Genomic DNA, 18214 nt, shown 5'->3' with positions numbered 1-18214 from the left:
TTCGTTAATAAGGTGCGATATTGCGAAGCGACTATTACACAGTCAGGCTTGTAAATGCAAAAACAGTGACTGGCAGGTTTTTGAAACGCTATTATGATGTTTTTGGGGTTCAGTCCGTTCGCTAGTATTTTTGCGTGGTAGTATCGTCAAATAACCTATCAAAGGAGCAAAGAATGAGCGGTGCCAAAGCCTCAATCGATGACATCAAGGACCGGCTATATGTGGTTGGTATGAAGCTGGCTGAGTTTGGAGAATTCTTGAGAGATTTCAACGCGGAAGATTCAGGCCTGCTCGAAAGACTTGATAACAAACAGAGAGATCTATATCAATCGAAGTCATATCTGGAGAAGAAAGCCCAATATACAGAACAATCAATTGAGGGGTTTATCGAGCAGGGTTTTTTGTTCGATCTAAACTCAATAGAAGAAGAGACGCACAGGTTTGAGCAAGAGCTAGGAACGCTTGTACCAACAACAAGTCACTAATTAATTCGGCACAATTATATTTGGCGCCCCAATCCAGTTTTATATCTGGCCGTACTGCTCGCACTGACGTACTAAGAAGTACAAAAGTAAGCGGACATCATTTATAATGTAGGCATTGTTCAACCGACCTTATCGGAGTTGCCTACTCATGCGCCATACTGACGGTCGTAAACTGGATCATAAAACTCTGGAAGCTCTTCGCATTCGTGCTGTCCAACAGGTTATGGATGGTGAAAGTCCTGAAGTTGTCATCAAAGCCCTGGGTATGAGTCGGGCCCGTATCTATGAATGGCTGGCTGCTTTCCGTGAAGGTGGGTTTGACGCACTGAAGGCCAAAGAGATTCCCGGGCGTCCGAAAAAGCTTAGCGGCGAACAGATTCGGGAGCTTTACACCTGGATTACCACCTTTACCCCGGACCAGTTGAAGTTCGATTTTGCCTTGTGGACCCGGGGTCGGGTACGGGAGTTGATCCGGCAAAAGTTCAACGTTCGACTCAGTGATGTCTCTGTCGGTCGCCTGCTTCGCAACCTGGGGCTGACACCGCAAAGGCCACTGCACCGGGCGTACCAGCAGAAGCCAGAGGCTGTAAAGCAGTGGAAAGAGGAAACTTACCCAGAGATTCGCAAAGAAGCCAAGAAGGTCGGCGCCACCATCTATTTTGGTGATGAGGCCAGCATACGTTCTGACTACCATAGTGGCACTACCTGGGCGCCCATCGGAGAAACGCCGGTGATTCGCAATACCGGTAGTCGCTTCAGCATCAATATGATCTCTGCCATTTCCCCCCGTGGAGAGCTTCGGTTCAAAACCATTGAAGGGACAATGAATACGGACGCCTTCATTGGGTTCCTCAAAGCATTGGTACAAGACGCCGAAAAGCCGATATTCCTGATTCTGGATAACCATCCAGTGCACCATGCCCGCCGGGTCCGGGCATACGTGGAGGGCCTCAACGGCAAGCTCAAGCTGTTCTTCCTGCCGCCTTACTCACCGGAACTGAATCCTGATGAGTCCGTTTGGGGCTACATCAAATACCACCACGTCGGAAAAAAGATCATAAACAGCAAAGACCAACTTCGGAATATCGTTTATCGACAACTTCGGCGGTTACAGAAACTACCCCGGTTATTGAAGTCTTTTTTCGGTCATCCGGACCTGGCGTATATCGCCGGGTGATGTTCGCTTACTTTGTTTCTGATTAGTAAATAGCCTCGGTAAATGCCACCGAGCTATGGCCCAGATCCTCCGACACATGGCGAATTGGCCGCCCGGCTTCGATATCCATTGAAGCGCCAGTATGACGAAGGTAATGAGTTCGATCACAAATCTGGTGCATCTCCCGAGCCTCCTCCATGTGACCGTTTTTCTCCAGGCGATTCGCCGCTAGCAGGAATGCTTCTTTCACCAGGTTCTCAATCGCTCGCTTACCAACCTGCCCACCCCCATGCCGGCGGGGAATCATGGGTACCTGTTCGCCACGCTCAGGCAGAGGAGGTAAGGCCCGCCAGCGGCGAAAACGCTTGAGATACCAAAGGTAACCGGAGGGCAGGGGGATGTACCGAACCTTGCTCCCTTTACCAAGCACTTTCAAATGCCAGTACCTGACACCTCCAACCACTCTCTGTCGGAAGGCCCCCATGGTCGGATAGTACGTTTCATTGGTCAGCTCGTTTGTCTGCGGGGCCAGTTCAGACACCCGGAGGTAAAGGCTTTTCATCGTGATCACGATGAACAGGTGTCGCTCGTACTTATCGTCTTCCTCGGCCGCCAGCAACAGGGTCTCTTTGATGTACTTCCATTGTTCATCAGTGAACCGCGGCGCCAGGACATCGGCGTCCTCATCTTCAAGACGGGTGCGACTGGCTTTTTGCTCTGACCGCCTGGCATTGGCCATGGGTGAACGATCGAGATACCCTCGGGCAACCATCGTCCTGAAAAAGACACTGAGGGCGCGGGTTGCCGCATCCAGTGTCGCCTGCCTCATTCCAGCGACCCCGTTGCTGAAGAACGGGCGCCATTGAGGCCGATTAACCCTCACTCCATCCTGTGTCTTGAACGCATTGGCAGGATTTCCAGCTACCCAGTGAGAAGGCGGGCTTTTCAGAAACCGCATATAGGCGTTGATGTCTTCCTCATTGCAGCTTTGTAGAGAGCGGCCTTGCTCACGCCAGAGGAACAGCAAGAATCTCTGGATCTCTCCTCGGAAGCGAGAATAGGTCCCGGAGCTCGCGCTGTAATCAATGAGGAACCGGGCCGCCTTCTCCCAGTCCTCAATTGCACCATTCGGGCACGAATCCAGAAAACCGGTGAGAGATGGGTAGTCCGCCAGCTCGCAGTTCCTGTCGATCAGGTTCCGGGCCGTATCAAAAAGCGGATGTAGCAGGTGAGGTGGGTTATGCGTCATCAGATTCGACCGAGAAAATGCGCCCATCCTTGCCAGTCTTCATAGAACTGATCAGGATTAGGTGGAAGCCGAGGGTCATCTTTTCTTCGGACCTGATAATGCGTGTTATTAAACAAACGCATTGGTAAAACAGCTCGACGGGCCTCATTCAACGTTTCGTAATATCCAGTTGTAGGGGTGGTAGCGGCTCCCTCTCTAGCCTCAGCGTATGTTGAGTGAACCTTGCGGGGAGGTCGTCCTCGACGACTCTGAAAGCCTAGAAAATGAGGGTATCCCTTCCACTGTAAAGGGTACTTCTTGTCTGGGCGGTAGGGGAGTCTGGGGTCCTCATGATATCTGCGGTGATAGTCAACCTTTCTAGTGATGCCAAGAGATCTAGCGGCTTTGCTTGCTTCAGCCAGAGTTGGATAGGGATCGGGCCGTTCCTTCCCTAGAAAATGCGGGTATCCCTTCCACTGTAAATTGTACTTCCTGTCTGGTTGGGAGGGGAGTCTGGGGTCCTCATGGTATCTGCGGTAATAGTCAGCTCTTGAAGTGATGCCAAGAGATCTAGCGGCTTTGCTTGCTTCAGCCAGAGTTGGATAGGGATCAGGACGTTCCTTCCCTAGAAAATGCGGGTATCCCTTCCACTCTAAAGGGTACTTCTTGTTGGGGTGGGAGGGGAGCCTGGGGTCCTCATGGTATCTGCGGCGATAATCAGCACTTCCAGTGATGCCAAGAGATCTAGCTGCTTTGCTTGCTTCAGCCAGAGTTGGATAGAAATCAGGCCGCCCCTTCCCTAGAAAATGCGGGTATCCCTTCCACTCTAAAGGGTACTTCTTGTGTGGGTCGGAGGGGAGTCTGGGGTCCTCATGGTGTCTGCGGTGATAGTCATCACTCCCAGTGATGCCTAGAGATCTAGCGGCTTTGCTTGCTTTAGCCAGAGTACGATAGGTGTTAGACCGTTCCTTCCCTAGAAAATGACGGTATCCCTTCCACTCTAAAGGGTACTTCCTGTCTGGTTTGGAGGGGAGTCTGGGGTCCTCACGATATCTGCGGTGATATTCAACACTTCCAGTGATGCCAAGAGATCTAGCGGCTTTGCTTGCTTCAGCCAGAGTTGAATAAACATTAGGCCGTTCCTTTCCTACAAAATCGTAAAAATCAACCCACTCATCTTGATATGTGACTTCCGGATAAGAAGGGAGCCTGGGATCGAGATAGCGCCACTCTTTATATTCGCGGTATTTCCGAATCCCAAGCTTCCGAACAGCTGCCTTAGCCTCTGCGAGGGAGGCGTAATTTGTGGGTTGGCCAAGAAACTTTTTAAACCCTTGCCACTGATCCCGATAGTAATGGCGAGGATTGGCAGGCAGGCGCTCGTCCTCGTGGCGCCTGTTCGCGTATTCCCGACGATTTTTTATACCGAGGTATCTGGCAGCGAGACTGGCCTCAAGGTAAGTCTCGTAGATATAGCTCTGGTCTTCAGTGTCTCTAGGCAGCTTATTTCTCATAAATATCTGTGTTTTGTGAACATCTTGCATCCGCTGGTGACCCCGGTATAGTCTTTGTATCCCTCCTGAATCACCCGACTCCTCACAAATTTCCTTTGAAGCCAGATTATCGCCCCCAAGGCGGAATAATCGCGGGACCTGCATATACCCTCAAGTATACGCATCTTTGGAAAAATTTGTGGCGCATGGCCGGGAAAGGGCACCAAATGGAATCGCTGGACCCGGTACATGAAAATTTCACTAAAAACCTGCTGCATCACCCGCGGTTAATTCGGTAGAGGTGATTTATCAGCACGCCGCCTCAAACGCTCCTGGGGATGATAGAGTTGCCGTATTAACCACGAAGGCTGTTGATCGGGCTTGGTTATAATTAAAAAATAAACTATTATTTTTTGAGGTGCTCAATCAGCTTCCCTCAGATATGAAGATATCTGTAGAACTTAGTAAACCGGTCGGACCTCTTTGTTCCTTGTCACCGAACCCAAGCGCTAGATAGAAGACGTTCTCAGTGCGCGTCAGCACTTCAACTACACCACTAAAGGTGACCTATGCCTGTAATTCTTGATCACAGCGCCAAGAAAGCGCTCGTGAAAACTTTTCAGTCAAAAGCCAACAAGCACTTCGCCGCCAGTAAGGTAAATAAACTGACGTTATCGCAAGTGGGGGAGTGGCTCGCAGAAGCGCTTGATTACGAAAGCCATGAAGAGCTGGTGACCGCAATAAAATCTCCCGGGAGAACTGCCGATGCAGCAAAGCTCAATGTGGGCAACAGTGAAGCCGAACTGAATCGATTTGCCAAGAATGCTTCGTCACAACTGATCAGTGAAATAGAGGACTCAGCTCAGGCATACCAGGATGGCTGGAGCATCCTTCTGATAAAGTTTGCAGATCTCTGCCAATCGATCTACCTGGTTGACAGTCCCGCCAACCTCAAAGATGGGGATCAGTGGGCCGTGAACGAAAGCGAGTTAATTGAACAGGCAGTTCATTTCTTCAAACACCTGTTATCTCCCCAGATTCAGTCAATCAGTGACATGCGCGGCCAACTGTCTGTCACGGATCGATCGAAGGTTAACGGTTTGCTGAACCAATACCAGCACGTAGTAGAGGAGCACAGTCTCTGCAACACCATGGTTACCTGTGTGCCAGACCACACCAATGCATTGACTATTGCTTATCGAATGGTCGTTGAGAATCGGCTCAATGATTCTTCAATCAACCCTTACCGATCAGCACCAGTTATCTTTTCAATCGCGACCGAGATTGAGTCTTTCATTCGATCCAAGGGAGTTTGCGAAAATCCTGGTTGGGAGGTTTCGCATGCTGTAATGGCTGCTTTCGAGATTGTTGCTGAGAAGATCCAACGAAGAAGGCATTTTATAAGGCGCCCGGTGTACCCTGAGCGTCATTGTCCAGCAAATAGGCGCTAACCTTATACGAAGTTCACAACTAGAATCATTGCCTACGTGGGGGTGTCTGATTGAAGAATCCTGCTTCGTTGCATGACGCTGCGGGATTGGTAGCTCAAATAGGGACGATAAAATGATAATCCAGACAAGGCTTGTGCTAGCCGCATTCATGGTTGTTTTCTTGAGCGGTTGTGCCTTCTTGCAGCCTGGCCCGGGAGCCGTCAAGAAAGCAATTATCCTCGGGGACTCTCCAACCATTTCTGAAGCATCTCGCGGTGACTTTGACTTCTCGCAACCTCTCGATGAAACAGGAAATCACCCGCTTCACGTCGCAGCAGAAGCAGAGACCTATTACTTCCTGGATAGGCTAGAAAGGGAGGGGGCGCTTCCATTCGCTATCAACAAAGCAGGGGAGACGCCGGTATCAATTCTTTATCGCAAGCCCGGCAATGGCAGGCCCGATGGCTGGGCCATAGAAAAGCTGGACGAAAGCCGTTTTACCCGTTTGCGATTATAAGAGCCTTCAATCGCGAGTTTTCCTGCTCGGATATCAATGGCCACACCCGAACCGCGGGTGATCGACCAGTAATCGACGTTATCGAGATGCGACTGTAAGAATTCAATGGTCGCATCGACTGTTCTTCGACAACTAGAAGCATTCCCCGGAATGCCGTCAAGAGAACGGCAAGAAAGGTGCCTGCAATCCATACCGGCGCCCAAATACCGTCGATCTCCGTCAGGCCTCCAACGACCCACCCGACGATCAGGAAAAGAATCAAATAGACCTTTCCCGTCGTCATAAATGCGTGCCCGAAAAAGGCAAATGTTGATCTGGGAATGCTGGGTGTCATTATCTCTTCTCACACTACAACAGGGTGAATTTCATTCAGTGTTCAGGATGCCATGGCCGGAGCTTTCAAAACCTCACGGCTTCCGTCATTCCCGGCCGGCGCAACCACGCCTTTTCGCTCCAGCTCTTCCACCAGATGCGCTGCACGGTTGTATCCGATCTTGAATTTTCGCTGAACGCCAGAGATCGAGGCACGCTGCGTATCCACAACAAACATTTCCACTTCCGGGTAAAGATTGTCGGTTTGGCCGTGATCACCGGTATGCTGCACTGGCGCCGGTTCGCTCGAGTCGCTGTCCTTCTGGTGGGCAGTCAGCTCTGTTTCCGGAACGTCAGTAATGATGGCTGAGTCGTCTTCACCCCCAAGGATCTCCAGCAAGCCGGGGATCATCCGGGAAAGTTCCAGCGTCATCAACCCGAAAGCAGCATCGAACTTGGCCAGGGCATCGTCGGCATCGACATCATCCAGCTTCTCCTGGAAGGTCTCACCGAACTTCAAACCGGTAATGGCCAACTCGTCATTGAGCACGAACTTGACGTTGCTATCCCACTCCAGAGAGATCTTGGTGACCTGCATGCCGGCCTCGAGGTGATTCCGGATCTCGTCACTGCCAAGATCAATACCATCAACGCTGATCTTGCCGCCTTCTTCTGAGGGGTCGATCAAAGTGGCCTTAGTACCGAGAGTGATGGACTCCGGCCGATCGATGGTTTCATTCGCCCAGCCGGTAAAGGTGAAGGCCGGGGCCTGCTCAACAACAGGGGGGCGAACCGGCAGAGAGCCCAGAGACTTACGGAGTGCGCTGGCCAGCTCTTCGGCTACGCTCGCCGTGGGGGTATCAACCACCATGAACCCGTCCTTCGGGGAAAGGTAAGCAAAGAAACGCTTGGTGCGCGAAAACGCATTCGGCAGACACTCCAGCATGATCTGGTCTTTGATCTCGTCCTTCTCTTTCTTACGAACCTTCCGGTTCTGCTCTGCCTCGATATCCTCGCAGCGTTCTTCTACCATCTCCTTGATGACCGGCCCAGGGAGAATCTTTTCCTGCTTCTTCAGGCAAATCAGGATGCAACCGCCAGCGGCATAGACCAGATGTTCGCCGTGTTTGCCAAGGGGAGAGGCCCAGCCCATGCGAGAAAGTTCCTGCGGGCCACACGGCTTGAAAGCATCAGCCTGAAGCTTTTGCTCAAGCTGGTCAGGATCGATGGAAACGGGCTTGGTGAAGCGGAATACGCGGGCGTGCTTGAAAATCATGTACGGTGTCCTTCGATAGCTGTGAGGGCTGCAACGATTCTCTCGTCGCATTTGATATGATTATAGAGAATACTAAACAAGTTGGCTTTAGGCCATACTTGTATTATCAAATATTGATTGCTTGCCCCTTGGGCAATAGATAGAGGCCGTACCAGGCCGGGGAAATATGCCGACACTACAGACAGCTCGTCGCTTGATGATCGTAGCCTGCGCCTTAGGTCTGACCGCCTGTGCATCAGCGCCAGCCGGGCAAGGCCAAGATGCCGCAACAAACGAAACAATGCAGGTTCAGGTGCAGAAGAGCGAACCCGGTGAGCTGAGTCCGGTTGTGCAGGCGGTCATGGCGGGGGATCAAACCCGGCTTCAACTGATTCTGGAGCAGGGCGGCAACCCAGACGCGACTGACGCCGTTGCTGGGCGTGAACCGGCGTTGACGGCACTCTCAACGGCCATCGTCTGGGGGCGCGTCGATATGGTCGAGGCTTTGATCGAAGCGGGAGCCTCGGTCAATAAATCAATCCCGGGCAATGGCGCCACACCGCTGCTTTGGGCGTCCGGTCTATCCAGCAAAGAGATCGAGGCAGGGCTGGTTACCCAGAGCGAGCAAAAAGACCTGGTTCGCCGCCTCATAGAGAAAGGGGCAAACGTCAATGCCCGGGACAGCGCCGGGGCTACCCCGCTGTTTTGGGCGGCCAACGCCGGCGCAAGCGAGGTGGTAACAGCCCTACTGGATGCCGGTGCCGTCCCGGGGATCAAAAGCAATGTGGGTACCACAGCCGCTATTGCGGCCCTGGAAGCTGGCCATTCTGATATAGCGGCCATGCTGAGAGCGCAGGCGCCGGCGGAAGACTCCAAACAGGAGTACTCAAGCACAAGCCTTGCTGAGGCAATCCTTTCCGGAGACTTGCCAGCAGTCAAAACCATTCTGGCGTCCAATCCGGAACTGGCTGTCAGTCGCTCCAAGCGCGGCTACACCCCCATTATTCTGTCGCTGGTAGGTAAGCAGGTTGATGTCGCCCTGTTTCTTGCCAAAACCTATCCCGACGCACTCTCGGTGCCAGGCCAGAGTGATTGGACCCCACTGCACTTTGTCTACAACAGCCACAAAGATTTCATGTTTGAAGAGCCTGTGAGGCGCAGCCTGGCACAGGCAATGATTAACAATGGCGCCCCGCTTGAAGCTCAAACGGACGATGGGATGACACCTCTTCTTCTGGCTACCTATAACGCCATGCCCGATGGCGTAAAGGTGTTGCTCGAAGGTGGCGCAAATCCAGACTACCGGGCCCCGGGGAATCGTGTTACCCCGCTTATGGTGTCCGCCATAACAGACTTACTCTCTATGGAGTCCTTGTTATCGAACGGCGCTGATCCTGAGCTTAAAGACGCGCAGGGGAGAACCGTACTCCATTATCTCGCCCGCGGCAGTGATAAAACTTCATCGGAGCGAGCGCCGGCGCTGGCCGAAATGCTGATTAACAGCGGAGCGCCTATCAACGCGCAGGATTCCCAGCTTGAGACTCCATTGATGAAAGCGGCTCGTGCCGGGAATGCCCGTCTTGTTGCAGTCCTCATGGCGAATGGAGCCGATCCAACCCTACAGAACAACCGAGGGGAGAATGCCGAATACATTGCCTTGGTGGAGGATCACTTCGCAGTGATCCAGGCGATTCGAAAGGGCAGATGATCGCGTTACTGAGCTTTTGGAATATCGCTCCATCGTGTCGTGTAGGCCGGGGACAGATTTCGTCTCTTCATAACCCACTGACCTTTGCCTCCCGAATTTCTCCCAAGCTTCAAAGATCCGGAGCCATTCTTGGAATTAATGGTATCCATCAGCTGCATGAGCGCTTCATCTCTGCTCGAGTCAGAGACCTCACTGAAAAGGTCCTCCTGTTCGTTGCCTGGCGTGCGGAAGTCACCAAGCATGATTCCAGCCTTGCTGTACCGTAAGCCCGGCTTCCAGATTTTCCGGATCAGTCTCAGGGACTCCTGAACAATAACTCGGGTGTCCTGTGTGGCATGCGCCAATGGGGTGCCGGTTGAGTTGGAGTACCGCTCGACGCCAGCAAACCGACTGGTGGATAGGAAGGCGGTGATATGGGCTGTCGCTTGCCCCTCACCTCTGAGCTTTTCGGCCGCCCGGGTGGCGTAGCTCGATACTGCATCCAGCATGTCCGCCAGCTCTGTCACAGGAGCACCGAAGGACTTGCTCGATATAATCTGTTGCTTTGGGGGTGGTACCGCCTCCATCTCCTGACAGGCGATCCCGTTCAGCTCCCTGACTGTGCGCTCAACTACCACAGAGAACTCTTTGCGGATCCACGTTGTTTCCGCATCCGCCAGCTCCAAGCCAGTCTTGATGCCTGCTGCATTCAGCCGGGCGCTCAGCTTACGGCCAATACCCCAGATATCCTCAACCGGTGTCAGGTGAAGCAGCTTTCTCTGGCGTTCCCGACTGGTGAGGTCAACAACGCCTTTCGTCCCTCGGTACTTCTTGGCTCCGTGGTTGGCCAGCTTTGCCAATGTCGGGGTAGGGGCGATCCCCACGCAAATGGGCAGGCCCGTATAGAGTGCAACCGTGTCCTTAACCGTCTTTCCAAATTCCGTGAGGTCTACTGCGGCACTGACCCCGGTCAGGTCCATGAAGGCTTCGTCTATCGAATAAGGCATGACCGCCGGTGCCAATTCCTCCAGGGTCTGAATAAAGCGATTCGACATGTCTGCGTAGAGCGCATAGTTAGAGGAACAAATCACCAGGCCATGGGACTTCTGAAGGTGTCTCACCTCAAATACAGGCACCCCCATCTTGATCCCAAGGGCTTTTGCTTCATCACTTCGAGCCACCACGCAGCCGTCGTTGTTCGAGGCAACGACTACCGGTATGTCCCGTAGGCGCGGGTTGAACAATCGCTCGCAGGCGACATAGCAGGCATTGACGTCGGCCAGGGCCCAGACAGTTTTTGTGGGGGTGCTCATACATCCAGAGTCGAGTGAATGACGTTACGGACCACCCCGAAAATCTGCAGTTCGTTGCCGTCCTTCAGGTAGATGTCCTGGAAGTCGGGATTCTCAGCCCTGAGGACCGGCCTTTCAGGATCAGAAAGGTCTAACCTTTTCACGGTGAACTCTCCATCCACAACCGCAATGACGATCCGCCTGTGAGCTGCGCTCAAGCTTCGGTCCACTACCAACAGGTCGTTGTCATAGATGCCCACGCCTCGCATGGAGTCGCCCTGGGCGCGAACGAAGAACGTGGCCGCAGGTTTCTTGATGCAGTAATCGTTCAGGTCTAACGGTCGCTCTGCATAGTCGGCCGCCGGAGAAGGGAAGCCTGCCGGCACTTTGTCCGAATACATGTTTGAAACGGCTTTAGTATCGACTGCGGGGATATCAAACGGGGGGTTCACTGCCTGCTCCTTTACTGTTTATGCATACAGTATAAAGGGCAGGATCCTCGTTTCCGAGGGGAATTTTAAGCCATTTAACACAATTAAAAGTAATCTTTCTTGTCCTGAGTCAAAAATTAAAATAGCATTTGTGCAAATTTTAGGCGCCATGGAATAGGCAAAACACAGAGGACTCAACATGCCTGTTCAGCTTTCCACAACAAGTGCTGCATTTGTCGGCCGGGGAGGGTTTAAAGGCACATCTGAAAAAAGGCATACAGTCATATAATCTAAATTGTATGACTCAGCATGAGTGCAGGCCAGAAGCCAATAGTGAAGTGCTTCACCGTTAACCAAGCTCGCCTGCCAACCTCTGATAGAGATCATCCGTTCGTCGCCACCCCATGAAACACCCCAATTGATGCGAGTTCCCACCATCCCAGTATCGAACTCCATATCACGCTTTTGTGTCGATCCGGGTCTTTCAAAACCCTCCTGGCTAAGCGTTAGCACAACAGTCCGCCAGGCGTCGAAAAGCGAGCTTTCAAGCGGTGTGTGTACGTCTCCATGGTAACGATCGACACTTGAATGCTGGCGGGCAATTCTAACCCTCCAGCCATTACCCCTACTATCAAGCGAGACGTTGGTGGGCACATAAAGCATGCCCTCACTGGTTTCTTTTGCTCTGAAGGAAATCCAGATGCCGTTTATGTTTACCATTGGCTGCGGCAAACTCAGATCAAGCGACAAAAGCTTGTTCGCGTCTGGCGTGGGCATGCCGTAATCGAAAAACGGAGGCTCTTCTCCCCTCGCCTGGGATTTTCGGGAAATGGCCAAATATAGGTGCTCGAGGGGAACCTCTGCCGCCGTATGCTGGGGCTCAAACCCTGCCGGGATGTCCGCCAGCGATAAATCGTTAGGGACGGTTTCGCGCTTTTCGGCACAATCGAGGATAAACGATCGAAGCCAGATGCCGTCAGCGACGGCCGTATCAACCCATTGCTGAGTCATGGCCTCATGATTTGTCGACGCGACCTGAACGTGCCTTTTGCTATTCACAGCGGGAAGAGCCGCAACAAGGCGAATACGCCACAATACCTTTCCAGATTTGCGCGTGGTCGGTGAAAACTGAAAGCTTAAGCCCTCTATCCCGGTCCATATCGGAAACAGGGGCCGGCTTGTACGCACGCGCTCGCCCTTAGCCTTATAAACAGCCTGAACCAGGGTGCCAACAGTGATGGGCTGTGGCGGATTCTTCTTCCAAAACTCATCTGGGATCCGAGTGAATTTGCTTACCGGCTCTTCCAGCTCATGCCCCCTCACCTGCTCCAAATGGGATCGGTATTCGAGCATAGCGACACCATGTCGCACCGCCTCTGAAATCAGATCTTCGGTAACCTTGTACTGAGTCCATTCGGCAAGATGCTGGCGGTCATAGCCACCCTGCCCGTCTTTCTGTTTGACGATTACGGCAAATGACCAAGTTGGTACCGACCCCCTCTTTTCGCGCTTATATGCCTGAACACTCACTCCCGAATGGCCAGTCTTGATAAGAATGCCGGTCTCCTTCTGTTTCCGAGAAGGCGCGTCGTGTGCGGTATACAGATAGATGAGCCTTAACAAAGCGGCCTTAAGGCTTGCGTGCTCAGATTTAGCAAACCGACTGTCCCGAACAGACTCCTTTGCGATGCCCGAGGAATGCGGCACCCTTAGCCGCCATTCGCCAGGGCCTCTTGTAAGCCCTGTTGGTAGGTAAAGCTGGGTTTCGGAAATGACTTTAGGCCGGAAGCTGATCTTATGGCCGCGGTAATTGACGGGCTCATGAGGCTCCTTCAGAGACAGGGAGCTAAGGTAGGCGCCCCGCCCCTTGAGGTTCAGGTCACTATAATCGTCCCGCATGGTTGGATCAGGAGGCCTCAACCGTCAGGCGTCGAGCCCAATAATCTACCTCCGCAGGGTTTGAGGTTTCCTGCATCCTCATCTTCATTGCCGGCCAGTAGCCAAACTCCGCCAGCAGGTTGACCACTTTAGGCTCATTGGTGATTTGGAACAAAGAGTCGCAGTATGCGGAGGTCGCGAAAAACAGCCGTGCCAGGACATAGCTGTAATTGGTGAGGAATCCCTGCAAGATTCGAACACTCGCATCGTTGAGATCGGGGTATTCATGGACAATATCGATGATGCTCTCAGCCATGTCCTCGTAAGCCTGTGGCTCATACATGCTCCTCAGGAACATGTCATGGAGGCTGATGCCGATCTTCATGTCACCGGTGTCTTGCCCAACTGCGAGAAAGTTGTTGGCGTCCCAGAGTGTCAGCATCTCGAGGCTGGGGCGCCCCGGGTGTTCCGCAACGTAGCTCTGAAACCGCTTGATAGACTCGACCAGGATTTCTTCGGGCGGCTGCTTAAGAAAGCCGATTTCCCCATGGCCACCCCCATAGATTTGCTGGAATATCCGAACGACCTTCAAGAACCGGATTTGGAGCAGGTCATCCATCAACTCGTAATTCTTTCCCACCAGGTCCAGCATCGAGGTAATGCTCGCTCCCTCAAGCCTCTCTTGATCAATGAGCATGAAAGCCTCAGCGCCAAAGAGAACATCTGAGAGGTGATTGCTGCAGATCTGCTCGCAACACATTTCCTCTCTCATGGGGGTGAATTGGTCTTTCTCATTCAGAAGGGATTCAACGTAGGGCAAGTTTTCCAGCACCAGAACGGCCGATGACTGCGGATCTGTGAATCCAAAGTGGCGGGCGCCGCAGTCGTGATTCGGGCACGAGCAGAACAGGAATGGGTTCAAGAACCTGGCCAACCACAAGCTTGCCACCGGATGGCCATACCGGTGCAAGGCGTAATAGACGCCAGCCCTCTCCAAAAGCTTTTGCCTCTGGGTCAGCCCTTTATGTGTTTCGAGTGGCTGCTCAACCAGAGCTTCATGGGCCATGCCCAGAATGAACTGACGACGACCGGGATCGACCTTAGCCACTTGACTATCGATGAACGACATTTGCAGCTTCTTGTTTCCACCTGTCATCTCCGGAAACTCAATGAAAAAACCGGTATTGATGAATCCGATGGTCTCCGGCTCCACATAGTCCACCAGATCCTCAAGGCTCCGAGGAACGCAATTTATGGTGTTGCGCGTAACGGTTTTCGCGGTATCAAGATCAAGATCGACATGATCCGCCAGTGCATACTGGAGGCGGGAGGCCAATGTCGACAGTTCTTCCTGGTTGATCGCTGGTTCCAGCTCATATTCTGTAATGAGCCCTTCGCTATCAACAAGCGAGTCGGAGTCGCCGACATTGAGCAATGCGTCCAGAGTCTCCGAGGCTGACTCAAAGGTAAGTCCCTCGACCTGATCCTGGAGTCGCTGCACCATTTCAAGGTATGGCTCCTGGGGATAGATCGGGGCCATGTCGACGATGGAAATCATGTTAGTGCGCATTCAAGCTCCATAACTATTTTCAGCGGGGTCAGGATCAATCCATTCGAGATTGCACGACTCGCATATCTTGATGAATAGGTCTCTTTCTTCGCCCTCGTTTTCCATGAATGGCCAGACGTTCCCGTAGCCGGTTCCGCGAGCAGAAATCATGGTTTTAGTCCTATAGTAACATGTAACTTTTGCTTAAGCGTCTGTTTTCACGTGGAATTGTAAAAGTGACACTTTTTGCTATTTTTCGGGTAATTTTGTCCTCATTGTAACGCTTCAAGATTCTGGAATCGCGCTAAATATCGTAGGACGGCTGGGGGTTGCCAAACATATCTTGGGTGGTTGCTGTTCGAAATCGGCATGGGGAAAATTTTCCTAAAGCCTAAAATCGTTCGTAAAGGTCGCAAAGCGAACATTCAGGAGGTTCGATCAATGCCCTTGAAATGGCCTCCGTTCGAGGCTGGGGTGTGTCATGCATACCGGGGGAAGTCCATTGTAGAGGTACAGATGGCCAATAAAAGCATGGCACAGCGCCACAGAATGACCAACTGTACTGCACAAAACCCTCGTCACTGGCGGCTTTCAAGTCAGCATGAACGGAGGGCGGATTTCGCGGCCGTCATAGCATTCATTGCCGCCGGAATTCCGGCATACACAGAAACCTGTAGAACTATCTCAACCAGCTCCTCACGACACACTCCTGTATTAAGTGCTGCTCGCATATGAAATTCGAGCTGAGATTGCGCCGTTCCCATTGCAGCAAGCATGGCCACAGTAAGCATTTCGCGTGTTCGTAGCTCAATTCCGTCTCTCGAAACCACATCGTGGAATGCAAAACCAAGTAGTATCTCAAGCGCTTCGGGATGAAACTCATCAATATTTTGGGAAACACGCGCCGGCGCTCCGGATTCCAGTAATTCCAGCAGATCCAGAGCTTTCTTTCGACGATCAGAGTTCTCATTGTTCATGCGTTGACTCCTTTCATTCCCTCAGGCGTGTATCTTTCACCAATCACCGATAGACGAGCAGTGGACGCTTCAAGCTCTTCTTGTTCTTCCGAAGTGAGATCGATGGTTGCAGCTGCCGCATTCTCTTCAAGATAGCGCAGTTGTTTCGTGCCAGGAATTGGCACGATGTCCGGCCCTTTCGATAAAAGCCAGGCCAGGCATAGCTGAGCTGAACTACAGCCTTTTCGTTCAGCCATTCTCGCTATGGTCTCCGCGATCCGACTATTCGCTTTGATGGCATCCGACTCAAACCTGGGCAGATTGTTTCTAATATCCTCAGCACTGAAGTCTTGCGTGCTTTGGAAACGCCCCGTCAGAAATCCACGCCCCAGCGGGGAATAGGGCACAAAACCAACGCCCAATTCGCGGCAGGTTGGGAGCACATCTCGCTCTACATCACGTGTCCAGAGTGAGTACTCGGTCTGCACCGCCGTAATTGGGTGCACTGTATGAGCCCGACGCAGTGTTTCAGCGCTGACTTCACACAATCCAATTCGGGCAATTTTTCCCTCCTTGACGAGCCTGGAAATGCCTTCAATGGTTTCTTCAATCGGCTGTTCAGGGTTGACCCGGTGAACGTAGTAGAGATCGATTTGCTCAACGCCCAGCCGACGCAACGACGCCTCACAAGCCTCTTTGGCATAAGCGGCGGAGTTGTTCAGGCTTCGTGAGTATTCGCCGGGATTGCGAACGATGCCAAACTTGGTGGCTATCTTGAGGTTCGGCTTTTGATCCGCGAGGAATCGACCGATGAGTTCTTCATTATGATGCGGCCCATACATATCGGCGGTGTCGAGAAAGTTGATACCTAGCTCGACTGCGCGCGCCAAGACGCGCAGGGACTCGGAATCCTCTCTGGGGCCGTAGAATTCGCTCATTCCCATGCATCCCAGACCGATAGCTGAAGTAAGAAAGTCTGCTCCTAGTGTTCGCTGTTGCATTGGATGTCTCCTTGTTTTGAAAGAAAACAGAGTGTCATTATCCGTTTATGGAAAAAAGAGCAGATAATGGAAACCTGGTTTCTGAAAACGGAAAACAAGCCGAGTACCAAGAGTGGGTCTGGGATGATACCCGTGCGTTTCTGGCCGTTGCGCGTCGGGGAACGCTGAGTGGGGCTGCCTTAGACCTTAACCTTGGCATTGCAACGCTATCACGTCGGATTGAGCGGCTTGAAAAAGCGCTAGGAATGCCACTATTTATCCGGCAGCAGTCAGGCTATCTGCTGACCGAAGAGGGCGCCGGCATGGTCGATAGAGCCGAGGCGATGGAGACAGCTGCAGCCGCTTTTTCTTACGGAAATTCAGGCCAGGCGCAGCCAACTGGCAAAGTACGACTAGCCACTGCCGAAAACCTCGCGAATGAGCTGATTGTGCCAGCTCTGCCGGCGTTTCATGAGCAATATCCCGGTGTCACAATTGAATTAATAACGGATATCCACACTCTCAACTTGCACCGTCGCGATGCGGATCTTGCTTTAAGAATGGTGAGACCAGAACGCGGCAACGTGACACTGCGCCGTCTTGGCATTTTAGGATATGGCCTATATCGGGGGCCCGGTTATTCGCCCAAGGCGAGCTCTGACCCCGATTCTGCCCCCTTTGATGGGGCTGATTTCATTACCTGGAATGATAGGCAGGCTGATCTTCCTGCGGCACAATGGGTCGAAAGGATTCTGCGCGGGCGCGAGCCTGTGATGACTACCACTTCTCTTGCTTCGCAGATATCAGCCACAAAGGCAGGTTTAGGATTAGCGGTATTGCCCCACTTAGTTGCTACCAATGCTGGCTTGATCTGCGAACAATCTGACCTTGGAATCGACCAACCAATTTATCTGGTTATACAGTCGGACTTGACCAAATCTAGAAGAATACGAGCGGTCGCAGATTTTCTTGTTCACCTCGTAGAGCAAAATGCCCACCGTTTAAGCAATTACTAGAACTCAAAGCCGGTCGTAGCTACCCACAGTCGGGTAATGGGTCCACCTGTAAGCATCTCTGTTTCAGTTGCACTGCTAATTCGAGCTCTTCGCTGGGGTCGCAAAGCGAACATTCAGATGGTGCGATAACGCCTTGGCTTTGCGGTGCACCGAAGCGCCAGCGTTGCTGCGTCCGACAACAGCCACTGATTATATGGCACGTAAACGATCCCGCCGAGCTACTCTGCGTGACTCCGCGTAAAGTCGTCAACTTCATCGTATACGGTCACGGAAATCCGCTGAGCTATCTCCCGCATTCCCTTCATCTCGGACGGATTATCCGCCACCCAGAAGGTCTTCCAGTTCTCTACTGAATCCCACTTTGCCACTGTCAGAATTTCAGTCGGATCTTCTGGGCTACGAAGCATAAAGCTTCCCAACGCTCCCGCCACAGTCTCATGTATGTGATTCGTGGTGCGGCTCCACACCTCTTGGAAGTTTGCGATGTCATCTTCCTTTACTTTCCAGCGGTAAATTACCCGAATCACCTTACCCCCTTCTCAAATAAGA

At 52.4% G+C, this 18214-nt stretch carries 16 protein-coding genes; 6 read left to right on the top strand and 10 right to left on the bottom strand.

The window, feature by feature from the left end; genetic code table 11:
- The first annotated feature begins 173 nt into the window (after window positions 1–173).
- Entirely contained in the window at window positions 174–485 is a 312-nt protein-coding gene (locus tag AC5JQH_RS23790; RefSeq protein ID WP_493806221.1) for a hypothetical protein, read from the top strand.
- Between the two features lie 148 nt (window positions 486–633).
- Window positions 634–1662: an IS630 family transposase gene (locus tag AC5JQH_RS23785; protein WP_287498697.1), complete on the top strand. Its 1029-nt coding sequence runs from the start codon at window positions 634–636 to the stop codon at window positions 1660–1662.
- Between the two features lie 22 nt (window positions 1663–1684).
- Here AC5JQH_RS23785 and AC5JQH_RS23780 read toward each other — a convergent pair whose 3' ends face one another.
- Window positions 1685–2890 (bottom strand): tyrosine-type recombinase/integrase, encoded by a 1206-nt coding sequence (locus AC5JQH_RS23780; protein WP_493806220.1) that lies wholly within the window; start codon window positions 2888–2890, stop codon window positions 1685–1687.
- On the bottom strand, window positions 2890–4413 hold the full coding sequence (locus AC5JQH_RS23775; RefSeq protein WP_493806219.1) for an integrase repeat-containing protein: 1524 nt from the start codon (window positions 4411–4413) through the stop codon (window positions 2890–2892). Before AC5JQH_RS23775 ends, AC5JQH_RS23780 begins: the two co-directional genes overlap by 1 nt.
- A gap of 518 nt (window positions 4414–4931) precedes the next feature.
- On the opposite strand from AC5JQH_RS23775, the gene AC5JQH_RS23770 reads away from it, so the two are divergent.
- Entirely contained in the window at window positions 4932–5813 is an 882-nt protein-coding gene (locus tag AC5JQH_RS23770; protein ID WP_482902010.1) for a hypothetical protein, read from the top strand.
- Between the two features lie 112 nt (window positions 5814–5925).
- On the top strand, window positions 5926–6309 hold the full coding sequence (locus tag AC5JQH_RS23765; protein ID WP_482902009.1) for a hypothetical protein: 384 nt from the start codon (window positions 5926–5928) through the stop codon (window positions 6307–6309).
- Between the two features lie 376 nt (window positions 6310–6685).
- On the opposite strand, the gene rdgC is transcribed toward AC5JQH_RS23765, so the two are convergent.
- Window positions 6686–7897: a recombination-associated protein RdgC gene (gene rdgC / locus AC5JQH_RS23760; RefSeq protein ID WP_482902008.1), complete on the bottom strand. Its 1212-nt coding sequence runs from the start codon at window positions 7895–7897 to the stop codon at window positions 6686–6688.
- A gap of 292 nt (window positions 7898–8189) precedes the next feature.
- On the opposite strand from rdgC, the gene AC5JQH_RS23755 reads away from it, so the two are divergent.
- Window positions 8190–9584 (top strand): ankyrin repeat domain-containing protein, encoded by a 1395-nt coding sequence (locus AC5JQH_RS23755; protein WP_493806218.1) that lies wholly within the window; start codon window positions 8190–8192, stop codon window positions 9582–9584.
- A 5-nt stretch (window positions 9585–9589) separates the two neighbouring features.
- Here the strand turns inward: AC5JQH_RS23755 and umuC are convergent, their stop codons facing one another.
- From umuC to AC5JQH_RS23725, 6 genes are all read right to left on the bottom strand, one after another.
- The gene (gene umuC / locus AC5JQH_RS23750) at window positions 9590–10876 is read right to left on the bottom strand and encodes a translesion error-prone DNA polymerase V subunit UmuC (protein ID WP_482902006.1); all 1287 of its coding nucleotides are present in this window, start codon (window positions 10874–10876) and stop codon (window positions 9590–9592) included.
- Window positions 10873–11307, bottom strand: a complete 435-nt coding sequence (locus AC5JQH_RS23745) for a LexA family protein (RefSeq protein WP_482902005.1) — start codon at window positions 11305–11307, stop codon at window positions 10873–10875. Before AC5JQH_RS23745 ends, umuC begins: the two co-directional genes overlap by 4 nt.
- Before the next feature lie 186 nt (window positions 11308–11493).
- Complete coding sequence (locus tag AC5JQH_RS23740) at window positions 11494–13185, bottom strand: hypothetical protein (protein ID WP_493806217.1); 1692 nt, start codon at window positions 13183–13185, stop codon at window positions 11494–11496.
- A 7-nt stretch (window positions 13186–13192) separates the two neighbouring features.
- Window positions 13193–14734, bottom strand: a complete 1542-nt coding sequence (locus AC5JQH_RS23735; RefSeq protein ID WP_493806216.1) for a hypothetical protein — start codon at window positions 14732–14734, stop codon at window positions 13193–13195.
- A 575-nt stretch (window positions 14735–15309) separates the two neighbouring features.
- Window positions 15310–15690: a carboxymuconolactone decarboxylase family protein gene (locus AC5JQH_RS23730; protein ID WP_375193790.1), complete on the bottom strand. Its 381-nt coding sequence runs from the start codon at window positions 15688–15690 to the stop codon at window positions 15310–15312.
- Window positions 15687–16670 carry an aldo/keto reductase gene (locus AC5JQH_RS23725; protein WP_375193791.1) on the bottom strand — a complete coding sequence of 328 codons (984 nt, stop codon included), beginning with the start codon at window positions 16668–16670 and terminating at the stop codon, window positions 15687–15689. The genes AC5JQH_RS23730 and AC5JQH_RS23725 overlap by 4 nt, the downstream gene beginning before the upstream one ends.
- 47 nt (window positions 16671–16717) lie before the next feature.
- Between AC5JQH_RS23725 and AC5JQH_RS23720 the strand changes: the two genes are divergently transcribed.
- Complete coding sequence (locus tag AC5JQH_RS23720) at window positions 16718–17665, top strand: LysR family transcriptional regulator (protein ID WP_375193792.1); 948 nt, start codon at window positions 16718–16720, stop codon at window positions 17663–17665.
- 218 nt (window positions 17666–17883) lie between these two features.
- Here AC5JQH_RS23720 and AC5JQH_RS23715 read toward each other — a convergent pair whose 3' ends face one another.
- Window positions 17884–18192, bottom strand: a complete 309-nt coding sequence (locus tag AC5JQH_RS23715; protein ID WP_345799795.1) for an antibiotic biosynthesis monooxygenase family protein — start codon at window positions 18190–18192, stop codon at window positions 17884–17886.
- Window positions 18193–18214 lie beyond the last annotated feature (22 nt).

Source organism: Marinobacter sp. H13, assembly GCF_059072335.1.
The sequence above is the reverse complement of the archived record's forward strand: the minus strand, read 5'-3'. Positions and strand labels throughout refer to the sequence as shown.